This window comes from Nitratidesulfovibrio sp., assembly GCF_040373385.1.
In the GTDB taxonomy this organism is placed as follows: Bacteria; Desulfobacterota; Desulfovibrionia; order Desulfovibrionales; family Desulfovibrionaceae; genus Cupidesulfovibrio.
Genome location: NZ_JBDXXH010000014.1, coordinates 1 through 25,563, shown reverse-complemented (window position 1 = coordinate 25,563; position 25,563 = coordinate 1). Strand labels below are relative to the sequence as shown.

The window sequence follows — 25,563 nt, the reverse complement described above, 5'->3', positions numbered from 1 at the left end:
CGCCCATCCCGCCGGAGGCCCCATGCCCGCCCCGATCATCGATGCCGCCGCCCTGTCCTCCCTGATCGAAGCCGTGGGCTACGTGGCCGGGCTGCTGACCTCGCTGGCCTACCTGCCGCAGGTGGTGCGCATTGCCCGCACCCGCTCCGCCAATGACATCTCGCTGCCCACCTTCCGGCTGCTGGCCGTGGGCGTTTCGCTGTGGCTGGTCTACGGCATCGGCATCGGATCGTGGCCGGTCATGGCCGCCAACGCCGTGGGCCTGGCGCTGATACTGGCCGTGATCTGGCTGAAGCTGCGCTATTCCCGCCGGGTGTAGACGGCAGGGGGCAAGGCAGGGGGCAAGGCAGCCGCCGCACCCGGCACGCCACCCCGTCCGCACCAGTGGACGGCACGCCATTTCCGGGTATACTCGGCGTATTGAAGCCTTCCGGCCGACTTCCCTCACCCCATCCGGAGACCGGGCATGTACACCGCCTTCACCGAGCTTTCCCCCGTCATCCAGGCCTTTCTCGCCGGTTTGTTCACCTGGGGCGTCACCGCGCTGGGCGCGGCCCTGGTGTTCCTGACCAAAAGCTTCTCGCGCAAGGCGCTGGACGTCATGCTGGGCTTTGCAGCCGGGGTGATGATCGCGGCCAGCTTCTGGTCGCTGCTGGCCCCGGCGCTGGAAATGTCGGAGCACCTGGGGCGCTGGTCGTTCGTGCCCGCCGCGATCGGCTTCGTGCTGGGCGCGCTGTTCCTGCGGCTGGTGGACATGCTGCTGCCCCACCTGCACCTGCACAACCCCATCGAACACGCCGAAGGGCTGCCGAGCACGTGGCAACGCTCCACCCTGCTGGTGACGGCCATCACCCTGCACAACATTCCGGAAGGGCTGGCCGTGGGCGTGGCCTTCGGTGCCGTGGCCGCAGACCTGCCCTCCGCGTCGCTGGCCGGGGCCATGGCCCTTGCGCTGGGCATCGGCATCCAGAATTTTCCGGAGGGCACGGCGGTATCCGTACCGCTGCGGCGCGAAGGCTTTTCGCGCATGAAGGCGTTCATGTTCGGGCAGGCCTCGGGCATAGTCGAACCCATCGCCGCCGTAATCGGCGCGGCGGCGGTAATCTGGGCACAGCCCCTGCTGCCCTATGCGCTGGCCTTTGCCGCCGGGGCCATGATCTTCGTGGTGGTGGAGGAAGTGATCCCCGAATCGCAAGGGTCGGGCTATGGCGACCTTGCCACCATGGGGGTCATTGCCGGGTTCACCCTGATGATGGCCCTGGACGTGGCGCTGGGGTAAGGGACACGGGGCAAAAGGACCTATCTCCCCCATCGGGCGGGCATGGCCGCCGCCCCGCAATTCCACCGTCCTGCCACTGCCTCGCCACCGCCTTGCCCCCTATTCCCTGCTTTCCTCTGCCGTTCCGGAATGTTACTCGTGCACAGAAAATACCTTGACGGTCAAACTATCTTGGACATAAAGAAGTTTGACCGTCAAACATTCTGGAGGCACACCCCGTGATCGGACGCTTCGCCTGCCCCGGCTCCTACCGTGAACTGATTTCCTCGCGCGAAACACTGCTCTGCCTGCTGGGCGGCATTCTGGCCGCCGCCTCGTGGATCGCGTCGCTTTCCGGCGCGCCCGCATGGCTGGCCGCCGCCCTGGCCCTGACCGGGGCCGCCGTCAACGGCCTGCCCATCGTCAAGGGCGCGGTGCAAGGCCTGCTGGAAAGGCAGGTCAACGTGGACGAACTGGTCTCCATCGCCCTCATCGCCTCGGTGGCGCAGGGCGAATACCTGTCCGCCGCCATCGTGGCCTGCATCATGAAGGCGGGTTCGCTGGTGGAGGGCTTCCTGAGCGATGCGGCCCGCCGGTCCATCAAGGCCCTGGCCGCCGTCACGCCGGATACCGCCACCATCGTCGAGCCGGACGGCCGCGAGCGCACCGTGCCCGCCGCCGAAGTGCGCGTGGGCCAGCAACTGCGCGTGCGCCCCGGCGAACGCATTCCCGTGGATGCGGTAATCCTGTCCGGCATCACCGCCGTGGACGAATCCTCCATCACCGGCGAACCGCTGCCCCGCTCGTGCACCACCGGCGACACGGTGCTGGCGGGCACCATGAACTACAACGGCGTCATCGTGGTCGAGGCGCAACGCGTGGGCGAAGACACCACCATCGGCAAGGTGGTGCGCCTGGTGGAAGAGGCGGAAGCCCACAACCCCAAGGCAGCCCGTCTGGTGGACAAGTACGCCCAATGGTTCACCCCGGTGGTGCTGGCCTGTGCCGCCGTGGCCTGGGCCGCCTCTGGCGAGACGTCGCGCGCCGTGGCCGTACTTATCGCCGGGTGCCCCTGCGCCCTGCTGATGGCCGCGCCCACCGCCGCCGTGGCCGCCGTGGGCCGCGCAGCCCGCGCGGGCATCATCGTGCGCGGCGGGCAGGCCCTGGAAAAGGTGGCCGCCGCCACCCTGGTGCTGTTCGACAAGACGGGCACCCTCACCTACGGGCGGCCCGAACTGGACGAAGTGCTGCCCGTGCCGGGCATGACCGCAGAACGCCTGCTGGCCCTGGCCGCCGGGGCGGAAGGCGGCGGCACCCACCCCATCGCCCGGGCCATCGTGGCCGGGGCCGAGGCGCGGTCCATCACGCCCGCCACGGCGGAAGGCGCGTTCACCGAGGTGGGCGTGGGCGTGCGGGCCACCGTGGACGGCCACGCCGTGGAAGTCTGCGGCGTCACCGCCGAGGTGGAGACGGAACTTTCCGATCGCGCGCCCGGTCTTGCGGCACCGCTGGCCGCCCTGCGGTCGCGTGGGGCCACGGCCCTGCTGGTACGCGTGGATGCGGCCCCCGCCGGGCTGCTGGCCGTCACCGACACCCTGCGGCCCGGCGCGCGCGCATCGGTCAGCGGGCTGAAGGCGGCAGGCCTTGCCCACGCGGGTATGCTGTCCGGCGACCACGAAACCGCCGCCGCGCGCATCGCGGCGCAGGCGGGCATAGACTACTGGCGCGCCGGGCTGAAGCCCGCCGACAAGCTTGCCGCCATCCGTACCCAGCAGCAGTCCGGGGCCACGGTCATCTTCGTGGGCGACGGCATCAACGACGCCCCCGCCCTGGCCGGGGCGGACGTGGGGGTGGCCATGGGCGGCGCAGGCACCGACGTGGCGCTGGAAACCGCCGACGTGGCCCTGACCCACGACGACATCGGTCGCCTGCCCTTTCTGGTGCGCCTTTCGCGCCGGGCCATCTCGCTCATCAAGATCAACATCGGCCTCGGCATGCTGTTCAACGCGCTGTCGATCCTGGGCAGCGGTTACGGCCTGCTCTCTCCGGTGATGGCGTCGGTGTTCCACAACGTGGGTTCGGTGATCGTGGTCATCTCGTCCGCCAGCCTGGCCTTCTTCGACGACGGCGAACCGGGCCAGCCCGCCTGCCCCGCACCCGCCGTCCCCGCTGCCCCCACAGTCCCCGCCGCCGGGGGCAAGGCTGCGTAGCGGCCATGCGCAAGACCGCGTAGCCGCAGCCTGTACTCCGCTACGACGCCACGGGCCGGAAGGGATCCCCCTTCCGGCCCGTTTTTCGTGCAGCAACAGGTGGACCCCTTGCACCAGCGGCTGATGCTCCCGTACACCAGCCGCTGACGCGGCCCGCCACCCTTGATTTCCCGTCCGGATTCTGCAATTCCTATCCGGTTCGCACGCACGCCGCGCGGACGCACCACGGGCCGTGCGCGCACCAGCGCACCAGCCGCAACAGACCGGAGGAACCCATGAAGCGTCTCATCCAGATCGCCCTCGGCCTTGCCCTGGTGGCCGCGCTGTGCGCCCCCGCCATGGCCAAGAAGCTTGTCGTCGCGCACGACACCAACTTCAAGCCCTTCGAGTTCAAGGGCGAGGACGGCAAGTACACCGGCTTCGACATCGAACTGTGGCAAGCCGTGGCCAAGACCGTGGGCGTGGAGTACGAATTGCAGCCCATGGACTTCAACGGCATCATCCCCGGCCTTCAGACCGGCAACATCGACGTGGGCATTGCGGGCATCACCATCAAGGCCGAGCGCCAGCAGGTGATCGACTTTTCCGACCCCTACTACGATTCCGGCCTGATGATCCTGGTGCGCGAAGGCGACACCGCCATCAAGTCGGTGGAAGACCTGAAGGGCAAGATCGTGGCCACCAAGACCGCCACGTCGTCCGTGGACTTCGTGAAGGCCAGTGCCGCCGCCAAGGAAGTGAAGCTGTTCCCCAACAACGACGGCATGTTCTTTGAACTGATGAGCGGCGGCGCCGACGCCGTGGTGTTCGACATGCCCGTGGTGAAGGAATTCGCCCTGACCGCCGGCAAGGGCAAGGTGAAGACCGTTGGCCCGCTGTACCAGGGCCAGTCGTACGGCATCGGCTTCCCCAAGGGCAGCCCGCTGGTGTCCAAGGTGAACGAGGCCCTGAAGAAGGCCAAGGCCGACGGCACCTACGACAAGCTGTACATGAAGTGGTTCGGCTACGCCCCCGGCAAGTAGCCCTGCCCCATTGCTGATGACGGCCATGGCGGGCATTGCGCCTGCCTGACCGCCTGACCGCCTGAACGGGCACGACGGGGATGGCCGCAGGGCCATCCCCTTGCCCGTTCCCGCACCCTCCCCGCGAGAATCACCCAAAGGCATTCCATGGCACTGGACTTCAAAGCAAGCGTCATGTGGGAAAGCGTACCCCTGCTGCTCGGCGGGGTGCACCTGACCATCATCATCACCCTGGGCGGGCTGGCCATCGGCTTTCTGGTGGGCACCGCCACCGGGCTGGCCAAGACCGCGCGCGGCAAACTGCCCCGCACCCTGGCCGACATATACGTAGAGGCCATACGCGGCACGCCGCTCATCGTGCAGGTGATGTTCCTGTACTTCGGCCTGCCGCTGGCCATCGGCATGCGCATTCCGCCAGTGACGGCGGGCATCGTCGCCATTGCGGTCAATTCCGGGGCGTACATCGCGGAAATCGTGCGCGGCGCCGTGGAATCCATCGACGTGGGCCAGACCGAGGCGGGGCGCTCCATCGGGCTTACCCGCATGCAGACCATGCTGCACGTGGTGTGGCCGCAGGCCTTTCGCCGCATGATCCCGCCGCTGGGCAACCAGTTCATCATCTCGCTGAAGGACACCTCGCTGCTGGTGGTCATCGGGGTGGGCGAACTGACCCGGCAGGGGCAGGAGATCATTGCCGTGAATTTTCGCGCCTTCGAGGTGTGGCTGACCGTGGCCGTGATGTACCTGGTGATGACGCTGAGCATCGCCCGCGTGCTGCGGGTATACGAACGCAGGCTCAACGCCCGCTTCGGCAGATAGGGGTTGCTTCCAAATTGTCCTTTCGCCCGTTGGCTTCGTCAAACTTCGTCTGCCATGTCAGTCGAATACGGTAAGAGTATACTCCTTCATGGCAGGCTCGTTTTCCTTGCCAACGAACAAAAATCCTACTTTGGAAACAACCCCTGGAAGGGGGATGACACCATGAAAACCTGCGAATCCCCCATGATCACGGTCCGCAACCTGCACAAGCGGTTCGGCCAGAACGAGGTGCTGCGCGGCATCGACCTTACCGTCTGTCCCGGCGAGGTGGTGGTGATCATCGGGCCGTCCGGCTCGGGCAAGTCCACGGCGCTGCGCTGCATCAACCGGCTGGAGGAAATCACCTCCGGCAAGGTCGTCGTGGACGGGCACGACCTGTACGACCCCGCCACCGACATCAACTACGTGCGCACGGAAGCGGGCATGGTGTTCCAGCAGTTCAACCTGTTTCCGCACATGAGCGTGCTGGACAACGTGACCCTTGGCCCCATCCGCGTGCGCCGCACCTCCCGCGCAGAGGCCAACCGGCTGGGCCTGGCCCTGCTGGAAAAAGTGGGCCTGGCCGACAAGGCCACCGCCTATCCGGACCAGCTTTCCGGCGGGCAGAAGCAGCGCGTGGCCATTGCCCGCTCGCTGGCCATGCAGCCGAAAGTGCTGCTGTTCGACGAACCCACCAGCGCCCTGGACCCCGAACTGGTGGGCGAAGTGCTGGAAGTCATGCGCGCCCTTGCGCTGGAAGGCATGACCATGGTCATCGTCACCCACGAAATGGGCTTTGCGCGCGAGGTGGCCGACCGCGTCATCTTCATCGACCAGGGCCGGATACAGGAAGAAGGCCCGCCGGACGAATTCTTTGGCGCGCCGAAAAACCCGCGCCTGCGCGAGTTTCTGAGCCGCGTGCACCACGCGTAGGCTGGCCTGATGTTTCAAGGGTGGGGGCTGGAGTCGATCCGGCGCCCACCTTGTTCGTCGCGCGGGCAAGCCCTCCGCACGACACCCCGTGCGTCTCCGCGCCTTGCCAGCCGCGCCGTGGGTGCGGTACATCCACGCCCATGCCCGCCCGCGACACCTTCCCCCATTCCGCATGCGCCAGCGCCGCCCCCGGCCTGCCGGACAATCAGCCGGATGCCCAACCGCACCAGTCCCCGCCCGACGCCGCACCCGCCCCCACGGCCCCCCGCAACCGCCCCGCTGCCCCCGCCGATACCGGCCAGCCCCGCGAACTGCCCACCGCCGCCTTTGCGGAAGCCTTTGCCCAGGCCCTGCTGGACTGGTTTGCCGTGCACAAGCGCCCGCTGCCGTGGCGGTTCGGCTACGAGCCGTATTCGGTGTGGATATCCGAGGTAATGCTGCAACAGACGCAGATGGACCGGGGTGTGGATTACTTCCTGCGCTGGATGACCCAATTCCCCGACGCGGCCAGCGTGGCCGCCGCCAGCGAGGACGAACTGCTCAAGGCATGGGAGGGGCTGGGCTACTATTCGCGGGTGCGCAATCTGCACAAGGCGGCAAAAGCCCTGGTGGAGCGGCACGGCGGCGAACTGCCCGACGACCCGGATGCCATCCGGGCGCTGCCGGGCATCGGCCCGTACACGGCGGGTGCCATCGCGGGCATCGCCTTCAACCGCGACGTGACCTGCATCGACGCCAACGTGGAACGGGTGCTGTCGCGGGTGTTCGACATCGACACCCCCGTGCGCGCCCAGCCCGCCGCCGCACGCATCCGGGCGCTGGCCGCCGCGCTGCTGCCCACGGGGCGCGCCCGCGACTTCAACCAGGCGCTCATGGAACTGGGCGCGCTGGTCTGCCGCAAGAAACCGCAATGCGCTTCATGCCCGCTGTCCGGCCTGTGCGAAAGCCTGCGCCTGGGCATTCCGCACGAGCGGCCCGTGCCGGGGCGCAAGCAGCCCATCACCCCGCTGGACGTAGCCACCGGCGTGCTGGTGCACGGCAATCGCATCTTCATCCAGAAGCGGCCCGATGAGGGCGTGTGGGCGGGATTCTGGGAATTTCCCGGCGGCTGCGTGGAGAAGGACGAAGTTCCGGACGCGACCATCGTGCGCGAATACGCCGAGGAAACCGCCTTCCGCATTGCGGTACGTGACAAGCTGGCGGTAATCCGCCACGGGTACACCACCTACCGGGTTACCCTGCACTGCTACCTGTGCGCGCTGGACGGGGATGTGCCCGAGGAACCGCCCGTGCCGCCGGTTCTGGGCGCGGCCACCGAGTACCGCTGGGTGCACTTCGCCGACCTGCCGCGCTTCACCTTTCCCGCCGGGCACCGCAAGCTCATCGACCAACTGACCACGGACCTGCGCTTCGCGCCGTACCGGTAGCGCATGCGCCGGGCCGCCCCTGGCCCCTCTCCGGCAGCCTCATTCTCCGCACCATGCCCCGCCCCCGCTGCCCCCGAAAGCCGCGCGCCGCCCGCAGGCAGCCCGGCGGGCACCCTACGGACGCCGGAACACCACGAAATGCTCCGTCTCGTCCACCATGCGCCATTCCCGCCGCACCCGCGCGGGCACGGAATAGCGGGTGCGCGCGTACCCGTCCGGGGACACGGTGTCCATCTGGTCGCGCTCCATGAACACCACCACGTCACGGTCCACCAACTGGCCGTACACCTCGTCCACCCGGCCATTGATCTCGCCGTCCTGCAACCATTCGGCAGACAGTGCGGGGCGGTCGCCGGTCAGCAGGTACGCCAGCGGAAAACCGGGCAATGTCTTGTAGTTGGCCCCGTATCGCGCGCGCAGGTCGCGCAGGTCGCGCAGGGTGCCCAGCAGAACGTCGTCCACCTTCACCCCGGTCAGGCGCGGGAACACCGCGCCCGCATCGTGCACCAGTTCGGCACGCGAAAGGGGGCGTTGCGGGAACATGTACGGGTACTGGTACCCGGCCCGGAACATGACCAGCCCGCAGGCCAGGGCCACCCACCCCAGCGTGGCCGCCCGGCCACCCAGGCGCGCGTGCACCAGCATGGCCGCCAACCACAAGGGGGCGGCGAAGAAGGCCGGGGTCTTGTAGCCCCAGCTGATGCCCGTGGACCACGCCAGCAGCAGGGCCGCGCCCAGCAGCACGGCAGCACGGCCCGTCGGGGATACGGCGGAAAAAGACGTATCGACCTCGGGTGGTGCGCCAGAGGCCGTCGCGTCAGGCGACCCCGTATCAGGCCGCACCGCAACGGGGGGCGCACCCTTCGCCGCCCTTCCGCCCGCTGCCGGAGCAACATCCGCCCCGGCTCCCACGGCACGGCGCCCCAGCAGGTCACCGCCAAACAGCACGCAGGCCGCGCCCACGGTCACCAGAAACAGCGGCCAGTCTGCCCCGTAGCCGATCCAGGTACGGGTGGCCGCCACCGTGTACAGGTAATCCCCCGCCAGCAGCAGCACGTACAGCACCAGCGGCTGCACGCCACCGCGCGGCCTGCCGTCCAGCACGGCCCACGCGCCCCACAGCAGCAGGGCCAGCGCTGGCAGGTGCAATTCCTGCGTCAGGTACAGCACGATGCCCGCCTGCAACGCCTCGCCCGGCCCGACCTGGCCGCTCAATCCGGCGGTCATGGCCCGGAAGGCATCCCACGCCCCGGCTGCATGCAGCAGCCCGGCAAACAGGACGAATGCCGCAGCCGTACCCGACACCGCCAGCCCGGCACCGCGCCAGTGCAGCCCGCGCAGCCGCGCGTACGGCCCCATTCCGCCTTGCAGGCACGCCCCCCCGCGACCGGCCACCAACGCGGCCACGGCCACCCCCAGCGGCATCAGCGCATACGACTGCTTGGTCAGCGCGCTGGCTGCGGCCAGCACCCCGGCCAGCAGCGGGTGCCCGGCCACCACGGCGTACAGCGCCCCGGCGCCGAACAGCACTCCATCCACCGTGTGCCACGGCATGGGCGGAAAGGAATGCACCGACCACACGAACCCCAGCGTGGCCAGCAGCGGCAGGGGCACGCCCAGGCGACGCAGGTCCACCGCGCGGGCAAGATACAGCGCGCCCAGCCACGAGGCTGCCAGCATTTCCACGTAGAACCCGGCCTTGCCCGCCAGCACGGTGACCCGCTCCGGCGTCAGCCACAGCCACACGGCATGCCAGTACAATGACAACGGAGGTTTGACGTAGAAGAAATCGCGGTAGGGCACCTCGCCCAGCAGGACGCGCCAGGCATGCCCGTAGAAGAAGCCGAAGTCGCTGGTGTCCATGCCGTGGGGCGCGTAGGCCACCACGTAGAGCACGGGCACGGCCACGGCCAAAACGTTCGCCAGCCGGGCGGGGGCGATGCATGCTCGCGTCACCCCATGCCCCGGATTGCACGTTGAACCGGATGCGTCCGCCGCACCCGTTCCCGCATCCCCGGCGAACGCATCGGCGCGCGCTCCAGCCGCACCAGCACTGCCCCGCCGCCGAAAACTGTACAGCTTGTGCCCCGCGAAATTGACCACGAACCCGGCCACGATGCCCGCCGCGTGGCAGCCGCCTTCCAGCGCACGGCCCATGACCGGGGCAAGCAGCGCGCCCGCCCCTTGCGGCAGCACGGCGCGCCATGCGTCCGCAGCATGCAGGGCCGGGCCCATGCCGCCTGCCGCTCCGCCCACGCCACCATCCGGGGGCACGGGCCACCCCGGCAGCAGCACCACCAACGCCTCCACCACCCGCAGCGCAGCCACGGACACCACCCACACCACGGCCATGCCCACGTGGGCCACCAGCACGAAGCGCAGGCACATGGCCGCATCCGGGCGCTGCACGCCGAAGGCCCGGCGGTACGACAGCAGGAACACGATGACCATGCCGGTGTACGTGGCCAGCAGCACCCCCGCCTCGAAGCCCACCAGTTCCGACCACGCGAAGCGCGACACGAAATTGGCCAGCGTGCCGATGACCGAGGCCTGAAGGTACAGGAAGGCCTGCCGGGTGATGGCGGCTTTCGGCGCCGGGTGCCCCGGCGCGATGATGGCGGGTTCCGCACCCGGCACCTGGGCCGGGCCGGATGGCTGGGCCGGGCCGGATGGCTGGGGAAGGGAAGGCTGTTCCATGGGGGTGCGCGGCATCAGGCGGGATGCGGGCCGGAATCGCCACCGGAATCGTCGCCGGGGCAGGCGCGGGAAATGCCCCGGCGGGAGGCCTGACAGGCTGACGGCGATGCCGGAGAGGACTGCCCCGCCAACCGCGCGCCACAGCAGGGGCAATATGCGGCGGCGGTGCCAGTGCCGCCCTTTCCGCCGCAGGGCACCCCACCGGGCGTGACGCCGTTGGCGGCATCCTTCCCGTCAAAGCCCACCCGCTGCCGCACCACGTACTGCGGGCGGCGCTTGACCTCTTCATACACCCGGCCCAGGTACTCGCCGATGATCCCCAGCGAGACCATGACCAGTCCGCCCAGCGTCAGCACGGTGACCATGTACGAGGCATAGCCCGGCACCTGCACTCCGGACAGCAGGGTACGCCCGGCGATGAGCGCCGCATACGCAAAGCCGGCCAGGGCCACCACCATGCCCAGGTAGCTCCACATGCGCAGGGGCAGCGTGCTGAACCCGGTGATGCCGTCGATGGCGAAATTCCACAGTTTCCACGGCTTCCACTTGCCCATGCCCACCGAACGCGGGGCACGGTCGAAGTGCACGGCCACCTGCCGGAAACCCACCCAGGTGTACAGCCCCTTGGTGAAGCGCACCCGCTCGGGCAGCGCATTCAGGGCGTCCACCGCCGGGCGCGAAAGCAGGCGGTAGTCGCCCGCGTCGGGCACGATGGGGTTGCCGCTCACGCGGTTGAACAGCCGGTAGAACAGCCGCGCGCTGACCCGCTTGCCAACGGTGTCGCTGGCGCGGGCGCGGCGCACGCCCACCACCACCTCGGCCCCTTCCTCCCAGGCGCGCAGAAAGTCGGGCAGCACCTCCGGCGGGTCTTGCAGATCCACGTCCATGGGCACCACGGCATCGCCGCACGCGGCCTGCAACCCGGCGGCCAGGGCCAGTTCCTTGCCGAAATTGCGCGAAAGGTCCACCAGCTTCACGCGGGGGTCGCGGGCGTGCTCGGCCAACAGTACATCCACGGTGCGGTCGCTGCTGCCGTCGTTCACAAAGACGAATTCGAAGTCGTAGGGTTCGCGGTCCACGATTTTCCGCACCGTGGAAAGGAAAAGGGGGACGGCGTCCTCCTCGTTCAGCACGGGCACCACCAGCGACACCGTGCGTCGGCATGCCTCCGCGCCCGGCACGCGGGCAGACGCGACAGCAGCGGCGGGGCTGGCGTCGGCATGTGACGTGAGCAGTGTTTCGTCCGTAGGGTGGGCCATCATGCATGGGACATAGCCCATCGCAACAATTCCGGCAATGCGACGAAAGTGTAGCGCTGCCCCATGGCGCACCGGGCAGCCGGAGCCGAACCGCGCGATACGCGGTGCGCGTGCCGTGGCCGTTGATCCGTTGCGGTGCGGAAAAGGACTGAGGGTGGCGGCACCCCATCCGGGACAGTTGGCGCGGCACTGCCTCACCGGGCATGGCAACGCGGCAACAGTGGCCGAAACAGCGTGATGCGGCAGGCCGGGCATGCTACGCCAGTTCCACACGCACCCGCGTCCCCGTCGGCATGTCCGTGCGCAGGGTGTGCACCACCAGTACCGGCACGCCGGGCAGGGGCACACCCTCCGCACGGGCCGGGGTCAGGGTCAGCCGGGTGACCTGCCCAGTGAACACGGCCCGCGTGACAACGGCGGCCCCGACCGGATCGGGGATGGCGGTCAGTCCTTCGGGCCGCAGGGCCAGCGGCGCACAGTCGTCGCCGCCACCGCACAGGCAGCCGCCCGGCAGGGGCAGGCCGAAGGCCGTGCACGCCGGACCATCCAGCACGTTGACCGGCCCCATGAAGCGCGCCACATCAAGCGATACGGGCCGGCCGTACAGTTCCGCCGGGGTGCCGAACTGGGCCAGCCGCCCGTGCAGCATCACCCCGATGCGGTCGGACACGGCGAACGCCTCTTCCAGGTCGTGGGTGACGCTGAGGGTAGTCACCCCGTAGCGGCGCACCGTATCGCGCACATAGGCGGCCATTTCCAGGCGCAGGGTGCGGTCCAGGTTGGCGAAGGGCTCGTCCAGCAGCAGCAGGGCCGGGTTGCACACCAGCGCGCGCGCCAGGGCCACCCGCTGGCGCTGCCCGGCGGAAAGGTGGGCCGGATAGCGGTGGGCCAGATCGCCGATGGCGAAGTCTGCCAGCATGTCCCCGGCCCGCGCCATGCGCTGGCGGCGGCCCAGGCCGCGCGCGCGCAGGCCGAAGGCCACATTGTCGTGCACGGTCAGGTGCGGGAACAGCAGATAGTCCTGGAATACCAGGATCACCGCGTCGTCGTGCCCGGCGGGCGGGGTGACGGTGAACCTGCCCGCATCGTACGGATGCAGCCCGGCCAGCACCCGCAGCAGGGTGGTCTTGCCCACGCCGGAAGGGCCGACAAGGCAGGCCATCTCGCCCTGGGCCAGATGGAAGGTGACCCCGCTGAACACCGCTTCTCCCGACGCGCAACGTCCGCCGCCCACGGCCCGATGGACGGATGGCGGCGACGGCGTGCGTTCTCCCCGCCGCCCGGCGGCAAAGGCCACTGCCCGGCCCACGGCGGCGGCCACCAGCCCCGCGCTGCCGGGCGCGGCGTCGCCCTCTCCGTACGAGGCGCACAGCCCCTCTACCGCAAGAACCATGCGATGTTCCCCAGATAGCGTTCAATGGTCCGAAAGGTGTCGGCATGGGCCAGCGCGCGCCCGCCGCCCGCGTATTCGTGCCAGGCCATCAGGCACCACGACAGGCCGCGCAGCAGCACGGCGCGCACCATGACGTCGGCCTTCGTCGCGCATTCCTCGGCGCCCGGCGCGGGTTGGCCCGCATCGCGCAGCGCCGCCCGGTAGTCATCCAGAAAGGCCGCGCGCGAGGCCGCGTCAAAGGTGAAATCGGTCTTCCACAGGGTGGTGGTGGCCGCCAGAAAGTGGCCCAGGTCCTGATACCGGGTGGTGACCACCGCCTTTTCCCAGTCCACCAGCCATGCACCGCAGGGCGCGGCGAACCCCGCGCGACCGCACGGTGCCGTCTCCGCGTCGCCGGGCACCAGGAAGTTGCCGGAGTTGACCTCGGTATTGGCGATGACCGGGGCTTCCCGTGCAAACAGATGGCGGGTATCCCCGGCCAGCCGGGCCACCCGGTCGCGGTAGGCCAACAGCGCCTGCCGCGCGGCATCCATGCGCGGGGCCAGCGGATGGCGGGCGTGCCGGTCAAGCAGGACCGAGCTTTCGGCCACGATGGCCGCCACCGGGTCCGGTTGCGCGGCCAGCACGCCACGTGGCAGCACATGCGGCACCGGACCGGGCGGGGGCAGTTCCACCGCCGGGGGCACCGGGGCCGCGTGCACGGCGGCGAACACCCGCGCGGCATGGCGGGCATCGGTGCGGTAGTCCAGCGGGCGGCCCGGCAGCCACTGCATCAGCAGGGCGCCGCCGCACAGGGGCGCTGGAGCGTCACCCGGCGGCGGGGCGCCGGGCGGATTCCCGTCGCCCCCCACCGCACGGGCGGGCAAGGGACAGGGGGCCAGGGCCAGCGGACGGGGGGTGGCCCCGCACCCGGCCAGGGCATGCAGCACCCGGTACTCGTAGGAAATCTGGTCGGCCAGTCCCAGTTGGCTGCCCGCAGCGCCTCCCCGGTTGACGCGCAGCACCACCGGCCCCGCCGGGGCGCGCACCAGCCAGTTTTCGTGATACTCCCCGGCGGCCAGGAAGGAGACGTCCGCTGCCGCTATGGGTTCGGACGCGGATTCGAGCCCAGATACGGACACGGGCACGCCCAGCGCGGCGGCCCAGGCATGGGGCGTGGCCGCGTCCGCCTCGCCGGGGGCGGTCTGCGCGGGGCCGGGCAGGCCACCGGGCATGGCCCCCGTCCCGGTTCCATACCCCTGCCGGGCCATGCGCCCGAGAAATTCCGCGATGGTGGCCGCCGTGTGCACATCCGCCTCCCGTGTCGATGCCCAGCCATAGCAGGAAGCCGCCGCCCGCTCAACGCGGCCATGCGCCCGCCACCCCGCTCCATCCGCGCGCGGCTACCGCGCGGCAAACATTCCTCGGCCATCCGTGGCCCGTCATGCGTCAAGGGGTTGGAAAGCGCGGGCAAATGGGGTAGGGCTGAAATCTCGTCCGGGATCCATGCGGACGAAGCTCCGGCAACCCATGACGCCGCCCCACGGTGGCGCCTGAACCGTGTCGGCTGGTCGGCGTGCGCCGGTCCGCCCCACGGTGGTTTCCTGCGGCGTTTCGCCCGGCGTCGCCGCGTCTTGTGCCGCGCATCGCGCGGGAGGACGCGCCGCGACGAAACAAGCAACCACCGCCCTTCCCGCTCGCCCCGGAAGAGAGCACCACGATGACGCCCAACGACAGACAAAAACTCCGCGAACGGATCGTCGCCGATCTCGCCCGCATCGCGCAGGACATCGAGGCCCTGAAGGAACTGACCAAGCCTGTTCCCCCCGGCGCGGACGGCATGGACGAAGTCTCGCGCATGGACGCCATCCAGAACAAGAGTGTCAACGAGGCCGCCCTGGCCCAGTTGCGCAATCGCCAGGTTGGCCTGGAATACGCCCTGAAGCGCATCGACGAGGACGACCCCGACTTCGGCTTCTGCGTGGAATGTGGCGAGCCCATCCCGCTGGCCCGGCTGATGGCCATGCCGGAAGCCAGCCGTTGCGTGAACTGCGCCGACTGATCCCGTCCCGCGCCCTTCGTTCGCGACCCTGACGGGGGTATCGGCCCTCGACGGACTACCTACAGGGACGACGCCATGCCGCACGCCTCCCTTGCCCTTGCCTGGCAGCGCCTGCCGCTGTGGCTGCGCATTCGCCTGACGCATGGCAGCGTGGGGTCCGTCCACCGGCTGCGTTGCGCGGCCGATGCCATCACCCGCTCGCAATCCCCCGCCGCTTCGCCCGCCAACACCACTGCCCCCGCAGGGCGTGACGACCTGCTGCGCACTGGTCGCGAACTGCTGCTGGCCGCGTGGGAAGACGACCCCTGCAACGGCCAGTTGGCCGGGCAGGTGCTGCTGCTGCATCAACGTTTGCCTTGGCTGCATCCCGCGCTGGCCGCGCTGCTGGCCGCCGTGCACGGGGCCTGGCGCCGCCCGGCGGACCTTGCCCGCTACGAACGGCTGGCCGCCCAGGCCGACTGGGTGCGCCTGCAACGCCATGTGGACGCCGAACGCGAACGCGACCCGGACAACCTGTTCTGGGTGCAGCAGGCCGTAGCCGTGGGCGAACTATCCGGCGACCTGGACTGGCTGGACGGGCACCTGCACCGGGCCGCAGCCCGGCTTGCCCCGTCTGGCGGATCTGCCCTGTCTGGCGGACCCGGCACGTCTGGCGCATCTCCCCTCGCCCCGCTTTTCGACCATCTTCACGGCTGCCTGGCGGCCAACCGCGCCTCATCCTGTGTGGGGCTTGCTGATGGCGGGGCCACCGCCGCCCGCCACCATGACGCCGCACTGGCCCATTTTCGCGATGCCGCACTGGCCGTGTCCGGCCTGCCTGCGTCCGCACCCACTGCATCTGATCGGTCGGGCACCGCCGCACCGGGCAGTGGCTGCTGGCTGGCCCCGGTGGAACATGCCGCCCACTGCCTGGTCCGCCTGGGCGATGCCCCCGCCGCCTTGCCCCTGTGGGACGCGGTGCTGTCCGCCCGGCCCTGGCACGTCAACCTCGCCCTGCGCGCCCACGACGTCTGGCGCGGCGTGGATACCCCGGATGCCGTACCCGCCGGGTCCACCGCCGTGCTGCTCTATTCGTGGAACAAGGCGCAGGAACTGGACACCGCCCTCACTCACCTGGCACCCGGCCTGCCGGACATGGCCCGTATTGCCCTGCTGGACAATGGCTCCACAGACGGCACCGGCGACGTGGTGCGCACCTGGGCCGACCGGTTCGGCGCGGACCGCTGCACCGCCGTGCACCTGCCGGTCAACGTGGGGGCCGCCGCCGCGCGCAACTGGCTGATGCACCTGCCCGAGGTGGCCGCCTGCGACTTTGCCGCCTATCTGGACGACGACGCCGCCGTGCCCGCCGACTGGCTGCGCCGCCTGGCCGGGGCGGTGCGCCGCCAGCCGGATGCCGCCGCCTGGGGCGGGCGCACCCTGGACTGGCATGCCCCGTATGTTGTCCAGTCCGCCGACCTGCACCTGACCGCGCACTTTCGCGCACCGGAAGGCACCCCGGCGGATCTTGCCGCCTTCGCCGACGACACCCCGCCCCCGTCAGGCAACGCTACGGGCAACAATGCAGGCAACACCACCGGCGAACCGCAACGCGACACCCTGTCGCCGGAGGTGGCCTTTTCCCCGGCCCGTGCACATGCACTGCCCTTTTCCGTCAGCGACCTGCACGCCCAGGTCACGGACATGGGTCGGTTCGACTACCTGCGGCCCTGCATCTCGGTGACCGGATGCTGCCACATGTTCCGCACCGCCGACCTGCTGGAGGCCGGGGGATTTTCCCTTTCGCTGTCGCCCTCGCAGTACGACGACCTGGAACACGACCTGCGCCGGGCCCGCGCCGGGCGCATGGCCTGCTACACCGGTTTTCTGCCCGTGCGCCACATGAAACGCAGCGGCAAGGCCGTGCGCATGGGCGCGGCGCAGTTCGGCAACGGCCTTGGCAACCGCTACAAGCTTTCGGGCATGTTCGACGCGGCCGAGGTGCTGGCCATGCGCCGCCGCGAGTTCGAGGCACTGGAACGCGACCTGCTGCGCAAGCTGGCGGCCCTGGGCACGCGCACGGGGGCCTGACGGCCGGGCTTGCCCGCGCAGGGGCCGTCAGGCACGATTGACCGGGCGGGCACATCGGCACACCTGACCCGGCTGCCCCGGCTGGACACATTGGGCATGTTGGGCCATCCCACCACGACCATCACGCCCCATCGGGGCATACGGCAACCGCGCGGACGCATCGCGCGCACCCCGCAGGACACTGCATGCACGTCAAATACCTGATCATCGGCGCAGGCCCCACCGGCCTTGGCGCGGCCCACCGGCTGGCGGAGCTTGGCGAACACTCCGTGCTGGTGCTGGAGCGCAACCCCTACGCGGGGGGGCTGGCAGCCAGCTTCCGCGATGCGGCGGGGTTCACCTGGGACATCGGCGGGCATGTGGTGTTCTCGCACTACACCTACTTCGACCGACTGGTGGAAAGCCTGCTGGACGGCCAGTATCTGGAGCACATGCGCATTGCGCGGGTGCGCATTGCCGAACGCTGGGTGCCCTACCCCTTCCAGAACAACATCCGCCACCTGCCGCCGGACATGCAGTGGGAATGCGTGCAGGCCCTGCTGCCCGGCCACCGGCGCGAAGAAGCGCCCACCAACTTCGCGGAATGGTTCGAATATGTCTTCGGTGCGGGCATCGCCAGACATTTCATGCGGCCCTACAACTTCAAGGTGTGGGCCACCCCCGCCGAGTTGATGAGCTATCAGTGGATCGGTGAGCGGGTCAGCGTCATCGACCTTGAAATGGTGCTGCGCAACCTGGTGCTGCAACAGGACAACGTGAGCTGGGGCCCCAACAACCTGTTCCGCTTTCCGCTGCACGGCGGCACCGGCGAAATTTTCACCCGGCTGGCCGCGCGCCTGGCCGACAAGGTGCGCCTGAACACCCCCGTGGCGTCTGTGGACCCCGCCGCCCGTGCCGTGCACACCGCCGACGGACAGACCATCACCTACGACAAGCTGCTGACCACCGGGCCGCTGGATATCCTGATCCGCGACCAGATCGGCGCGAGCCCCGCCGCCGCCATGGCGGGCGACGAGCTGCGCGCCGCCGCCGGGCAACTGGCCCGCAACGGGGTGTACGTGGCCGGGGTTGGCGTTGACGGCATGCGGGATGACGACACCTGCTGGATGTACTTTCCGGAATCCAACGCGCCCTTCTACCGCCTGACCAACTTCCACAACTACTCGCCCAACAACGCGGCCCGGCCCGGCCACCAGCGCGCCCTGATGGCCGAAACATCGTGGTCGGACCACAAGCCCGAGCAGTTGGACACCCTGATGGACAAGACCGTGGAGGGGCTTGTAAACACCTCCATGCTCCATCCGGACGAGCGGGAGCGCATCGCGTCGCGGTGGTCCATTGCCGTGGACTACGGTTACCCGGTGCCCACCCTGGGGCGCGACGCCGCCCTGCGCTGCATCCAGCCGTGGCTGGAAGCGCACGGCATATACTCGCGCGGGCGCTTCGGCGGGTGGAAATACGAGGCCGCCAACATGGACCATTCGGTCATGCAGGGCGTGGAATGGGCCGGGCGCATGGTGCTCGGCGAAGCGGAAACCACCTACAAGCTGTGACGCGGCCGCCTGACCGGCGACCCGATTCGAGACCACCATGAATGCACAACGCTACGAGGCGCGGCGCGACACCCTGCGCGCCGCCATGCGCGAAAAAGGCCTGTCCGCCCTGCTGGTCAGCTACGCGGCCAACCGGTTCTACCTTTCCGGCTTCGAACTGCACGACGAGCAGCTGAACGAGAGCGCCGGGTACCTGCTGCTCACCGCCGACGGCAACGACTGGCTGTGCACCGACCCCCGCTACCTTGACGCGGCCCGCCGCCTGTGGCCCGAAGAGCGCGTGTTCATCTATTCCGGCGACGCCGCCGGGCAGCTGAACACCCTGATCAAGGACAAGGTGCGCGGCACCGTGGGCTTCGAGGCGAAGACCACCACCCTGACCTTCTTCGACAAGTTTTCGCCCGGCCTTGCGCTGGAACGCGCCGACGGCATGGTCGAGGCGCTGCGCATCATCAAGGAGCCCGAGGAAATCGAGCTGATGCGCCGATCGGCCGCGCTGAACCATCGGATGATGGAATGGCTGCCCTCCGTCCTTGCGCCCGGCCGCACCGAAAAGGAAATTGGCTGGGACATCGAGAAATACTTCCGCGAAAACGGCGCCAGCGGCCTGTCGTTCCCGTGCATCGTGGGCGCGGGCACCAACGGCGCGCTGCCCCACTACCGCGCGGGCAACGCCGTGCTGACCGAAAACTGCCCCGTCCTGGTGGACGTGGGTGCCCGGCTGGACCTGTACTGCTCGGACCAGACCCGCACCTTCTGGGTGGGCGACACCCCGGCGGACCACTACCTGCGCGCCCTGGAACGGACCAAGACCGCACAGGCCAAGGCCATGGAAATCATGCGCCCCGGCCTGCCCGTGGCCGACGCCTACCGCGCCGCCCGCGCCCACTTCGAGGCGGAAGGGGTGGCCGCCCAGTTCACCCACGCGCTGGGGCACGGCATCGGCCTTGAAACCCACGAACCGCCCAGCCTGAACCCGCGCAACGAAACGGTGCTGCAACCCGGCATGATCGTGACCGTGGAACCCGGCCTGTACTACCCCGAATGGGGTGGCATCCGCTGGGAATACATGGTGCTGGTCACCGAGGACGGGGTGGAGATACTCTAGCCGCACACGTCCGGACACCACGCAAGGCAACTGCGCGAAAAGGCCGCCCCACCGGGGCGGCCTTTGTTTGCGTGCGTGGGCGCTGGGCACGTCTCACAGGTCATGCCCGCAGGCTCCGACCTCAGCCCGCCCCCCGTGTCAGGTCCAGCCGTTCTTCCAGCAGGCGGGCATACGTCCCCGCCAGCGCCGCATCGTCGGCGAGCGCACGCCCACTCACGGCCACCGCACCCACGCACCGGCCATCCCCCGCCAGCAGGGGTACCCCGCCGGGCAGGCTGGTCAGCAACGGATCGCAGAAGTCGGCCAGGGTCAGGCCGCCGTCGAGCAGCCGTTTCCTGAAGCCTTCCGTGGTGGCGCGCATGCGCGCCGCCGTGTACGCCTTGGCGATGACGATGGGCACCAGCCGTTCCGGCGCCCCGTCCATGCGGGCGAAGGCCAGCAGATCGCCGCTGCCGTCGGTCACGCACAGGCAGACCGGCAGGCCACCGTCGGCACGGGCAAGGTGTTCGGCCTCCATGGTGGCGCGCAACGCCTCGTCCAGCAGTATCGTGCGCATGCACCCCCCGCCTACAGCAGGCACAGCGAAATGGCCGGGATGTAGGTGATGGCCATGAGCAGCGCGATCATGGCCACCAGAAACGGCCAGGCCGCCCGCACCACATCGCCGATGCTGACCTTGCTGATGCTGCTGGCCACGAACAGGTTCACCCCCACTGGCGGCGTGATGAAGCCGATGGCCAGGTTCACCACCATGACCACCCCGAAGTGAATGGGATCCACGCCCACCTGCGTCACCAACGGCAGCAGGATGGGAGTGATGATCACGATGGCGGCAAGGGCCTCCATGAAGGTACCCACCCACAGCAGGAACACGTTGATCAGCAGCAGGATGGCGATCTTGTTCGCGGTCAGGCCAAGGATCAGCGCGGCGATGTGCTCTGGCACCTGCTCGATGGTCATGATGTTGCCGAACAGGGTGGCCATGGCCATCAGCACGATGATGACGGACGACGTCTGCGCCGATTCCACCATGCAGTCCCACATCCTGCGCCAGGTGATTTCGCGGTAGATGAACAGGCCCACGATCATGCCGTACAGCGCGGACACCGCCGCCGCCTCGGTGGGGGTCATGATGCCGCCGTAGATGCCGCCCAGCACGATGACCGGAACCAGCAGCGCCCACTTGGCTTCCCACATGGCCTGCATCACGGACCGAAAGTCACGGTGCCTCGTCTCGCCGCGCCAGCCGTTCTTCAGCGAGATGTGGTAGGCCACCGCCATGAGGACCAGCCCGCACAGGACACCAGGCACGATGCCCGCCAGGAACAGCTTGCCCACCGAAGCCTGCGCGGCCACGCCATATACGACGAAGGGGTTGCTCGGCGGAATCATCACGCCGATGCAACCAGCGGACGCCACCACGGCGGCCGCGAAAAACTTGTCGTAGCCGCGTTCGACCATGGCGGGGATGGTGATGCTGCCGATGGCCGCCACCGTGGCCGGGCCGGAACCGCTGATGGCGGCGAAGAACATGCACGTCACGATGGTGGCCAGCGCCATGCCGCCGGGCAGGGCGCCCACCAATTCATCGCCAAGGGCCAACAGACGGCGCGAAAGACCGCCCGCCCCCATGAACACCCCGGCCGCGATGAAAAACGGAATGGCCAGGATCGGAAAGCTGTCGATGGACACGAAGGCGATCTGCGCCAGGTACTCCAGTGGCAGCGTGCCCGCCCCGAGCACCGTGGCGATGGTGGCGAGCCCCAGCGAAAAGGCGATGGGCACCCCGATCAGCAAAAACAGCACGAAATAGCCGAACAGCAGCCACACCGCGCCCCACTGGTCGGACAGCAGCACCGGCAGGAACAGCAGCACGCCGCTGGCAACCCCGCCCGCCACGTCCAGCGCGGGCATGGTGCGTGCCTGCCGCAAGAAATCCTGTGCAGTGCGCAGGGTCATGAGGAAAAAACCCACCGGCAGGATCAGGTACGGAATGAAGTACTTGATCCCCATGGCGGGCGTGGTCTGGGGCATGGCGATCTGCATCTGCACGTGACCGAAGCCCATGTAGCAGAGCGCCCCCGTCAGCACGAGGGTGCACACATCCACCATGATCCAGGCCATGTCCTGCGCACGCTGCGGCAGCTTTGCGCACAGCACGTCCACGCGGATGTTGCTGCGCTTCATGATGGCCAGGGGAACGGCAAGATACGAAATCCAGATGAACAGATAGCGGGAAAGCTCCTCGGACCACACCGACCAACCGATGATGCGTTGCAGCCCCGCTTTCAACCCCTCGACGTCGACGAACCGGGCAAGAACGGCCACCGTGCCCGCGTCGTTGAGCATTTCGTTGATCGTGGCCATGGAATAGCGAAAGCCCGTCTGGTAGGTGATGGCCAGGATCATGGCCATCAGCCCCAGGACCAGGAAGGGCTTTTCCAGCCACTCGTTGGCGGTGGCCCAGGAGAAGGTGTTTCTTTCAGGCATGTGCATGATCTCCGGAAGGTGGCGGGCAGGCAGGGGAATGGGGGGGGAGGCTCGCCCCTCCCCCCGTCGGACCGGGCACGCAATGCTACTTCTGCGTGTCCTGCACGAGCTTGATCAGTTCGGCCGGCAAGGTGACGGAGTCCCACACTGGCCGGGTCAGCTTCCGGAATTCGTCGATTTCCGCGTCCGTGGCGTCGTGGATGGTGATGCCCGCCTTGACGAAACCTTCGCGGGCGGCCTTTTCGTTCTCGGGGTAGAGCACGTCGCGCTGGTACTGGGTGGCCTCGCGGGCGGCCTCGTTGATGACCTGCTTGGCGGCATCGGGCAGCGCGTCCCACCACGCCTTGTTGGCCATGGCGACCTGCATGCAGTAGTTGTGCGCCGAGGTGATGGCGTACTTCAGCACTTCATGGTGCTTGGCGCCGAACAGATGGGGAAAGGTGTTGCCTTCGGCGTCGATGGTGCCCTGTTGCAGGGCTGTGTACACCTCGCCCCAGGCAATGGGCGACGGATTGGTGTTCAGCGCCTTGGCCACGCCCACTTCCACGGGCGAATCGGTGGTGCGCATCTTCAGCCCGGCAAGGTCCGAGGCCTTGTTCAGCGGGCGCTTCACCGAAACGAAGTGGCGGTAGCCGTATTCCGCGTACATGACGGGTTGCAGGCCCACGCCGTTGGCCACTTTCAGGAAGTAGTCGTACAGCGCACCGCCCGGATCGATGGCGGCGTACAGGCTTTTCTGGAACTTGGGCGACGTGATGTACGGCAGGTCGAACACCGAGTACAGCTTGGAGAAGTTGGCGAGGTTCGGGGTCGAGCTCACGCCGATTTCCAGGGTGCCCTTTTGCGCCCCCTCCACCAGCACACGGTCGCTGCCCAGAATGGCGTTGGGGAACACCTGCACGGTGATCTTGCCGCCCGACTTTTCCGCGACCAAATCTGCGAACTTCTGGTACGCAAGGGTGATATGGTTACCCGGAGGTGTGGTGTGTGCCAGGCGGAACTTGATCTTCGGCCCGTCGTAGGCCGCCAGCGCGGGCGCCGCCAGAACAACCGTCATGAGGAGCGCGACTGCCAGCATGGCTGCTCTTTTCATGGATTCTCTCCTTGTGCTACACGGTTTACCATCATCGACCATGTGCATCACATGCCCATGACCGATGCGATACAGTCCATCCTGTTTGCATGGCACCGTATCCTTCATGCCTTTCCGCAACGTGCGTCCCCCCGGCCAGGGGCGGCGCGTTCTGGGCGAGTAAGCTGCAACCGACATGCCGCGCCTTGAGATTTTTGGAACAAAGCAAAAATATCGTGTAACTTTGCAGTACTATCAGCAAAAGCGCGGCGCGAGCCAATGCCTTTTCGGGCCCGCACCATGGAAAACCGTCCGTATCTCCAGACAGTTTTTTGCAATAGCGCCGGTTTGCCATACGCTTGTGCGAACAACTGGTGGCGAAGCGAAAAAAAAGCCCCAAAAAACAGTAGTGACTACTCGCAGCTATCCATGTTCATGTGCTTCCTGGCACGCAATGTAAAGCACTCCACAAACAGGATTACCCATGGCAAAAACACATGACACGATAGTCAACGAAGCAGTGACATCTTTGGTATTCGACCATTTGCCCATGGGCGTTCTGTATTGCGACTCCAGCTATGTGATCCGTTTCGCCAACAAGGCCTACGCAGAACTGCTGGGCAAGCGCCCACAGGATATTATTGGCAAAAACATCACGACGGTCATTCCCTCGTCGCGCGCGCCCGAAGTGATGGCCACCGGCAAGGCAGAGATGGGCGACCTATGCAGTATCCCCGGTCCCAAGGCTGACCAGAAGCTGGTGGTCAACCGCATTCCCGTGCGCGATGCCGCCGGATCGTTGGTCGGCATGATCTCGCAAGCCATTTTCAACGATCCCAGCGAATTGAAACGCCTTTCCAACAAGATAGAGCAACTGGGGCACAAGCTCAGCCAGTACAAGCGGCGCATGGCCGCCACCCTGCATGCCCAGTATTCGCTCACCAGCCTGCAGGGAGACAGCGCATCCATGCGCCAACTCAAGGACCGTCTGCGCAGCTATGCCCGCATGGACGCACCGGTTCTCATCCTGGGCGCCACCGGCACGGGCAAGGAACTGGCAGCCCATGCGCTGCACGCCGAAAGCACGCGCAACGCCGGGCCGCTGGTCAGCATCAACTGCGCTGCCATCCCAAAGGATCTCTTTGAATCAGAGCTGTTCGGGTACGTGCGTGGGGCCTTTTCCGGCGCCCACCACGGCGGAAAGATGGGGCAAATAGAATTGGCCGACGGTGGCACCCTGTTCCTTGACGAAATCGGCGACATGCCGATCCAGGCCCAGGCCAAGCTGCTTCGCGTGCTGGAAAGCCGCACCATCTGCCGGGTGGGCGCGGTGACGGCAGAACCCGTGGACTTTCGCCTCATTGCGGCCACCAACCGCAACATCAAGGACATGATCCAGGACGGCTCGTTCCGTGAAGACCTGTACTATCGCATCAATACCTTCATCATAGAGATTCCCTCGCTGCGCGACAGGGCGGAAGACATCCTGCCCCTGGCACACCACTTCCTTGCGCGCATGGGGCACGACGGCGTAACCTTCACCCCCGCTGCGGTTTCCGCACTGCAATCGTTCGAATGGCCTGGCAACATCCGGCAATTGCACAACGCCATCCTGCATGCCGCCACCATGCGCGAGGGCAACGCCATCGACGTGTGCGCCCTGCCCCCGGAAATTCGCCCGGCCCAAGCCGCCCCCGCCGCAGCCTGCCCGCCGCAGCAGGACCGGAACGGCCTTGCGGGCATCCTGGCCCACAGCGAAGCGGCGATCATCGAAGACGCCCTGCGCGAGCAGGGCGGCAATGTCACCAGGGCCGCATTTGCACTGGGTGTTTCGCGGGCCACATTGTACGAGAAGATGAAGAAGTACGGCGTACGGGCCGTGCGCACCCGCGACGGGCGAACGTAATCGGTCGAGCCTGCCTGTTTGCTTCGGCAATGCAACAGGCCCGCCCCATGGGGGGCGGGCCTGTCCTTGTCCCTGCCTTGATGCAAGGCGACGCCCGACGCAGGGTGCCGGGCGTCGCGGCGAACGCCCTGGCGGCTACTTGGGAAAGTGCCGCTTGTCCAGGTGTTCGTACTTGGGCAGGTGCCGGGTGGGCAGGGCCAGGGCGTCGCGCCGGAACGGCGGGGCCAGGCGGGTGCCGTCGGTCATGATCTCGATGACGGCGGGCTTACGGCTCTTGCGGGCGGCGTCCAGCGCGTCGGCCAGGTCGGCCTGGGTGTTCACCTTGT

General features: G+C 68.1%; 19 protein-coding genes and 1 pseudogene. 12 read left to right on the top strand and 8 right to left on the bottom strand.

From position 1 onward, the window contains the following. Positions 1-22: 22 nt before the first annotated feature. From ABWO17_RS16745 to mutY, 7 genes are all read left to right on the top strand, one after another. Positions 23-319 carry a SemiSWEET family sugar transporter gene (locus ABWO17_RS16745; RefSeq protein ID WP_353120556.1) on the top strand — a complete coding sequence of 99 codons (297 nt, stop codon included), beginning with the start codon at positions 23-25 and terminating at the stop codon, positions 317-319. Positions 320-466: 147 nt separating this feature from the next. Then, a complete protein-coding gene (locus ABWO17_RS16740; RefSeq protein ID WP_353120555.1) occupies positions 467-1,279 on the top strand; it encodes a ZIP family metal transporter in 813 nt (270 codons plus the stop codon). Between the two features lie 218 nt (positions 1,280-1,497). Then, on the top strand, positions 1,498-3,468 hold the full coding sequence (locus ABWO17_RS16735; RefSeq protein ID WP_353120553.1) for a heavy metal translocating P-type ATPase: 1,971 nt from the start codon (positions 1,498-1,500) through the stop codon (positions 3,466-3,468). A 275-nt stretch (positions 3,469-3,743) separates the two neighbouring features. Next, entirely contained in the window at positions 3,744-4,490 is a 747-nt protein-coding gene (glnH, locus tag ABWO17_RS16730) for a glutamine ABC transporter substrate-binding protein GlnH (protein WP_353120551.1), read from the top strand. 147 nt (positions 4,491-4,637) lie between these two features. Then, positions 4,638-5,309: an amino acid ABC transporter permease gene (locus tag ABWO17_RS16725; RefSeq protein WP_353120549.1), complete on the top strand. Its 672-nt coding sequence runs from the start codon at positions 4,638-4,640 to the stop codon at positions 5,307-5,309. A gap of 183 nt (positions 5,310-5,492) precedes the next feature. Continuing rightward, the gene (locus ABWO17_RS16720) at positions 5,493-6,221 is read left to right on the top strand and encodes an amino acid ABC transporter ATP-binding protein (RefSeq protein ID WP_353120580.1); all 729 of its coding nucleotides are present in this window, start codon (positions 5,493-5,495) and stop codon (positions 6,219-6,221) included. 140 nt (positions 6,222-6,361) lie between these two features. Next, complete coding sequence (mutY, locus tag ABWO17_RS16715) at positions 6,362-7,648, top strand: A/G-specific adenine glycosylase (protein ID WP_353120547.1); 1,287 nt, start codon at positions 6,362-6,364, stop codon at positions 7,646-7,648. Positions 7,649-7,762: 114 nt separating this feature from the next. Here the strand turns inward: mutY and ABWO17_RS16710 are convergent, their stop codons facing one another. From ABWO17_RS16710 to ABWO17_RS16695, 4 genes are all read right to left on the bottom strand, one after another. Next, positions 7,763-10,360: a hypothetical protein gene (locus tag ABWO17_RS16710; protein ID WP_353120545.1), complete on the bottom strand. Its 2,598-nt coding sequence runs from the start codon at positions 10,358-10,360 to the stop codon at positions 7,763-7,765. Further along, entirely contained in the window at positions 10,360-11,607 is a 1,248-nt protein-coding gene (locus tag ABWO17_RS16705) for a glycosyltransferase family 2 protein (RefSeq protein ID WP_353120543.1), read from the bottom strand. Before ABWO17_RS16705 ends, ABWO17_RS16710 begins: the two co-directional genes overlap by 1 nt. A 253-nt stretch (positions 11,608-11,860) precedes the next feature. Next, on the bottom strand, positions 11,861-12,997 hold the full coding sequence (locus ABWO17_RS16700) for an ABC transporter ATP-binding protein (RefSeq protein WP_353120541.1): 1,137 nt from the start codon (positions 12,995-12,997) through the stop codon (positions 11,861-11,863). Continuing rightward, positions 12,982-14,286: an aminoglycoside phosphotransferase family protein gene (locus ABWO17_RS16695; protein WP_353120539.1), complete on the bottom strand. Its 1,305-nt coding sequence runs from the start codon at positions 14,284-14,286 to the stop codon at positions 12,982-12,984. Before ABWO17_RS16695 ends, ABWO17_RS16700 begins: the two co-directional genes overlap by 16 nt. A gap of 410 nt (positions 14,287-14,696) precedes the next feature. Between ABWO17_RS16695 and ABWO17_RS16690 the strand changes: the two genes are divergently transcribed. From ABWO17_RS16690 to ABWO17_RS16675, 4 genes are all read left to right on the top strand, one after another. Next, positions 14,697-15,038 carry a TraR/DksA family transcriptional regulator gene (locus tag ABWO17_RS16690; protein ID WP_012613044.1) on the top strand — a complete coding sequence of 114 codons (342 nt, stop codon included), beginning with the start codon at positions 14,697-14,699 and terminating at the stop codon, positions 15,036-15,038. Between the two features lie 75 nt (positions 15,039-15,113). Further along, positions 15,114-17,108, top strand: a complete 1,995-nt coding sequence (locus tag ABWO17_RS16685) for a glycosyltransferase family 2 protein (protein WP_353120537.1) — start codon at positions 15,114-15,116, stop codon at positions 17,106-17,108. Positions 17,109-17,293: 185 nt separating this feature from the next. Next, positions 17,294-18,661 carry a protoporphyrinogen/coproporphyrinogen oxidase gene (locus ABWO17_RS16680; RefSeq protein WP_353120535.1) on the top strand — a complete coding sequence of 456 codons (1,368 nt, stop codon included), beginning with the start codon at positions 17,294-17,296 and terminating at the stop codon, positions 18,659-18,661. 37 nt (positions 18,662-18,698) lie between these two features. After that, positions 18,699-19,769 carry a M24 family metallopeptidase gene (locus ABWO17_RS16675; protein WP_353120533.1) on the top strand — a complete coding sequence of 357 codons (1,071 nt, stop codon included), beginning with the start codon at positions 18,699-18,701 and terminating at the stop codon, positions 19,767-19,769. A gap of 121 nt (positions 19,770-19,890) precedes the next feature. On the opposite strand, the gene ABWO17_RS16670 is transcribed toward ABWO17_RS16675, so the two are convergent. The 3 genes from ABWO17_RS16670 to ABWO17_RS16660 all read right to left on the bottom strand — a co-directional run bounded on the left by ABWO17_RS16670 (position 19,891) and on the right by ABWO17_RS16660 (position 23,352). Then, positions 19,891-20,325: a GlcG/HbpS family heme-binding protein gene (locus tag ABWO17_RS16670; RefSeq protein ID WP_353120531.1), complete on the bottom strand. Its 435-nt coding sequence runs from the start codon at positions 20,323-20,325 to the stop codon at positions 19,891-19,893. A gap of 11 nt (positions 20,326-20,336) precedes the next feature. Beyond that, positions 20,337-22,259 (bottom strand): TRAP transporter large permease, encoded by a 1,923-nt coding sequence (locus ABWO17_RS16665; RefSeq protein ID WP_353120529.1) that lies wholly within the window; start codon positions 22,257-22,259, stop codon positions 20,337-20,339. 85 nt (positions 22,260-22,344) lie between these two features. Next, positions 22,345-23,352 (bottom strand): TRAP transporter substrate-binding protein, encoded by a 1,008-nt coding sequence (locus ABWO17_RS16660; protein WP_353120527.1) that lies wholly within the window; start codon positions 23,350-23,352, stop codon positions 22,345-22,347. Between the two features lie 463 nt (positions 23,353-23,815). On the opposite strand from ABWO17_RS16660, the gene ABWO17_RS16655 reads away from it, so the two are divergent. Next, positions 23,816-25,237 carry a sigma-54 interaction domain-containing protein gene (locus tag ABWO17_RS16655; protein WP_353120526.1) on the top strand — a complete coding sequence of 474 codons (1,422 nt, stop codon included), beginning with the start codon at positions 23,816-23,818 and terminating at the stop codon, positions 25,235-25,237. Between the two features lie 135 nt (positions 25,238-25,372). On the opposite strand, the pseudogene ABWO17_RS16650 reads toward ABWO17_RS16655, so the two are convergent. Next, a pseudogene (locus ABWO17_RS16650) lies at positions 25,373-25,563 on the bottom strand (sulfoacetaldehyde acetyltransferase); the annotation flags it as partial.

Coding starts and splice junctions, on each gene's coding strand:
- ABWO17_RS16745 (WP_353120556.1), top strand. CDS start 23: ATGCCCGCCCCGATCATCGATGCCGCCGCCCTGTCCTCCCTGATCGAA.
- ABWO17_RS16740 (WP_353120555.1), top strand. CDS start 467: ATGTACACCGCCTTCACCGAGCTTTCCCCCGTCATCCAGGCCTTTCTC.
- glnH (WP_353120551.1), top strand. CDS start 3,744: ATGAAGCGTCTCATCCAGATCGCCCTCGGCCTTGCCCTGGTGGCCGCG.
- ABWO17_RS16725 (WP_353120549.1), top strand. CDS start 4,638: ATGGCACTGGACTTCAAAGCAAGCGTCATGTGGGAAAGCGTACCCCTG.
- ABWO17_RS16720 (WP_353120580.1), top strand. CDS start 5,493: ATGATCACGGTCCGCAACCTGCACAAGCGGTTCGGCCAGAACGAGGTG.
- mutY (WP_353120547.1), top strand. CDS start 6,362: ATGCCCGCCCGCGACACCTTCCCCCATTCCGCATGCGCCAGCGCCGCC.
- ABWO17_RS16710 (WP_353120545.1), bottom strand. CDS start 10,360: ATGCCGCGCACCCCCATGGAACAGCCTTCCCTTCCCCAGCCATCCGGC.
- ABWO17_RS16705 (WP_353120543.1), bottom strand. CDS start 11,607: ATGATGGCCCACCCTACGGACGAAACACTGCTCACGTCACATGCCGAC.
- ABWO17_RS16700 (WP_353120541.1), bottom strand. CDS start 12,997: ATGGTTCTTGCGGTAGAGGGGCTGTGCGCCTCGTACGGAGAGGGCGAC.
- ABWO17_RS16690 (WP_012613044.1), top strand. CDS start 14,697: ATGACGCCCAACGACAGACAAAAACTCCGCGAACGGATCGTCGCCGAT.
- ABWO17_RS16685 (WP_353120537.1), top strand. CDS start 15,114: ATGCCGCACGCCTCCCTTGCCCTTGCCTGGCAGCGCCTGCCGCTGTGG.
- ABWO17_RS16680 (WP_353120535.1), top strand. CDS start 17,294: ATGCACGTCAAATACCTGATCATCGGCGCAGGCCCCACCGGCCTTGGC.
- ABWO17_RS16675 (WP_353120533.1), top strand. CDS start 18,699: ATGAATGCACAACGCTACGAGGCGCGGCGCGACACCCTGCGCGCCGCC.
- ABWO17_RS16670 (WP_353120531.1), bottom strand. CDS start 20,325: ATGCGCACGATACTGCTGGACGAGGCGTTGCGCGCCACCATGGAGGCC.
- ABWO17_RS16665 (WP_353120529.1), bottom strand. CDS start 22,259: ATGCCTGAAAGAAACACCTTCTCCTGGGCCACCGCCAACGAGTGGCTG.
- ABWO17_RS16660 (WP_353120527.1), bottom strand. CDS start 23,352: ATGAAAAGAGCAGCCATGCTGGCAGTCGCGCTCCTCATGACGGTTGTT.
- ABWO17_RS16655 (WP_353120526.1), top strand. CDS start 23,816: ATGGCAAAAACACATGACACGATAGTCAACGAAGCAGTGACATCTTTG.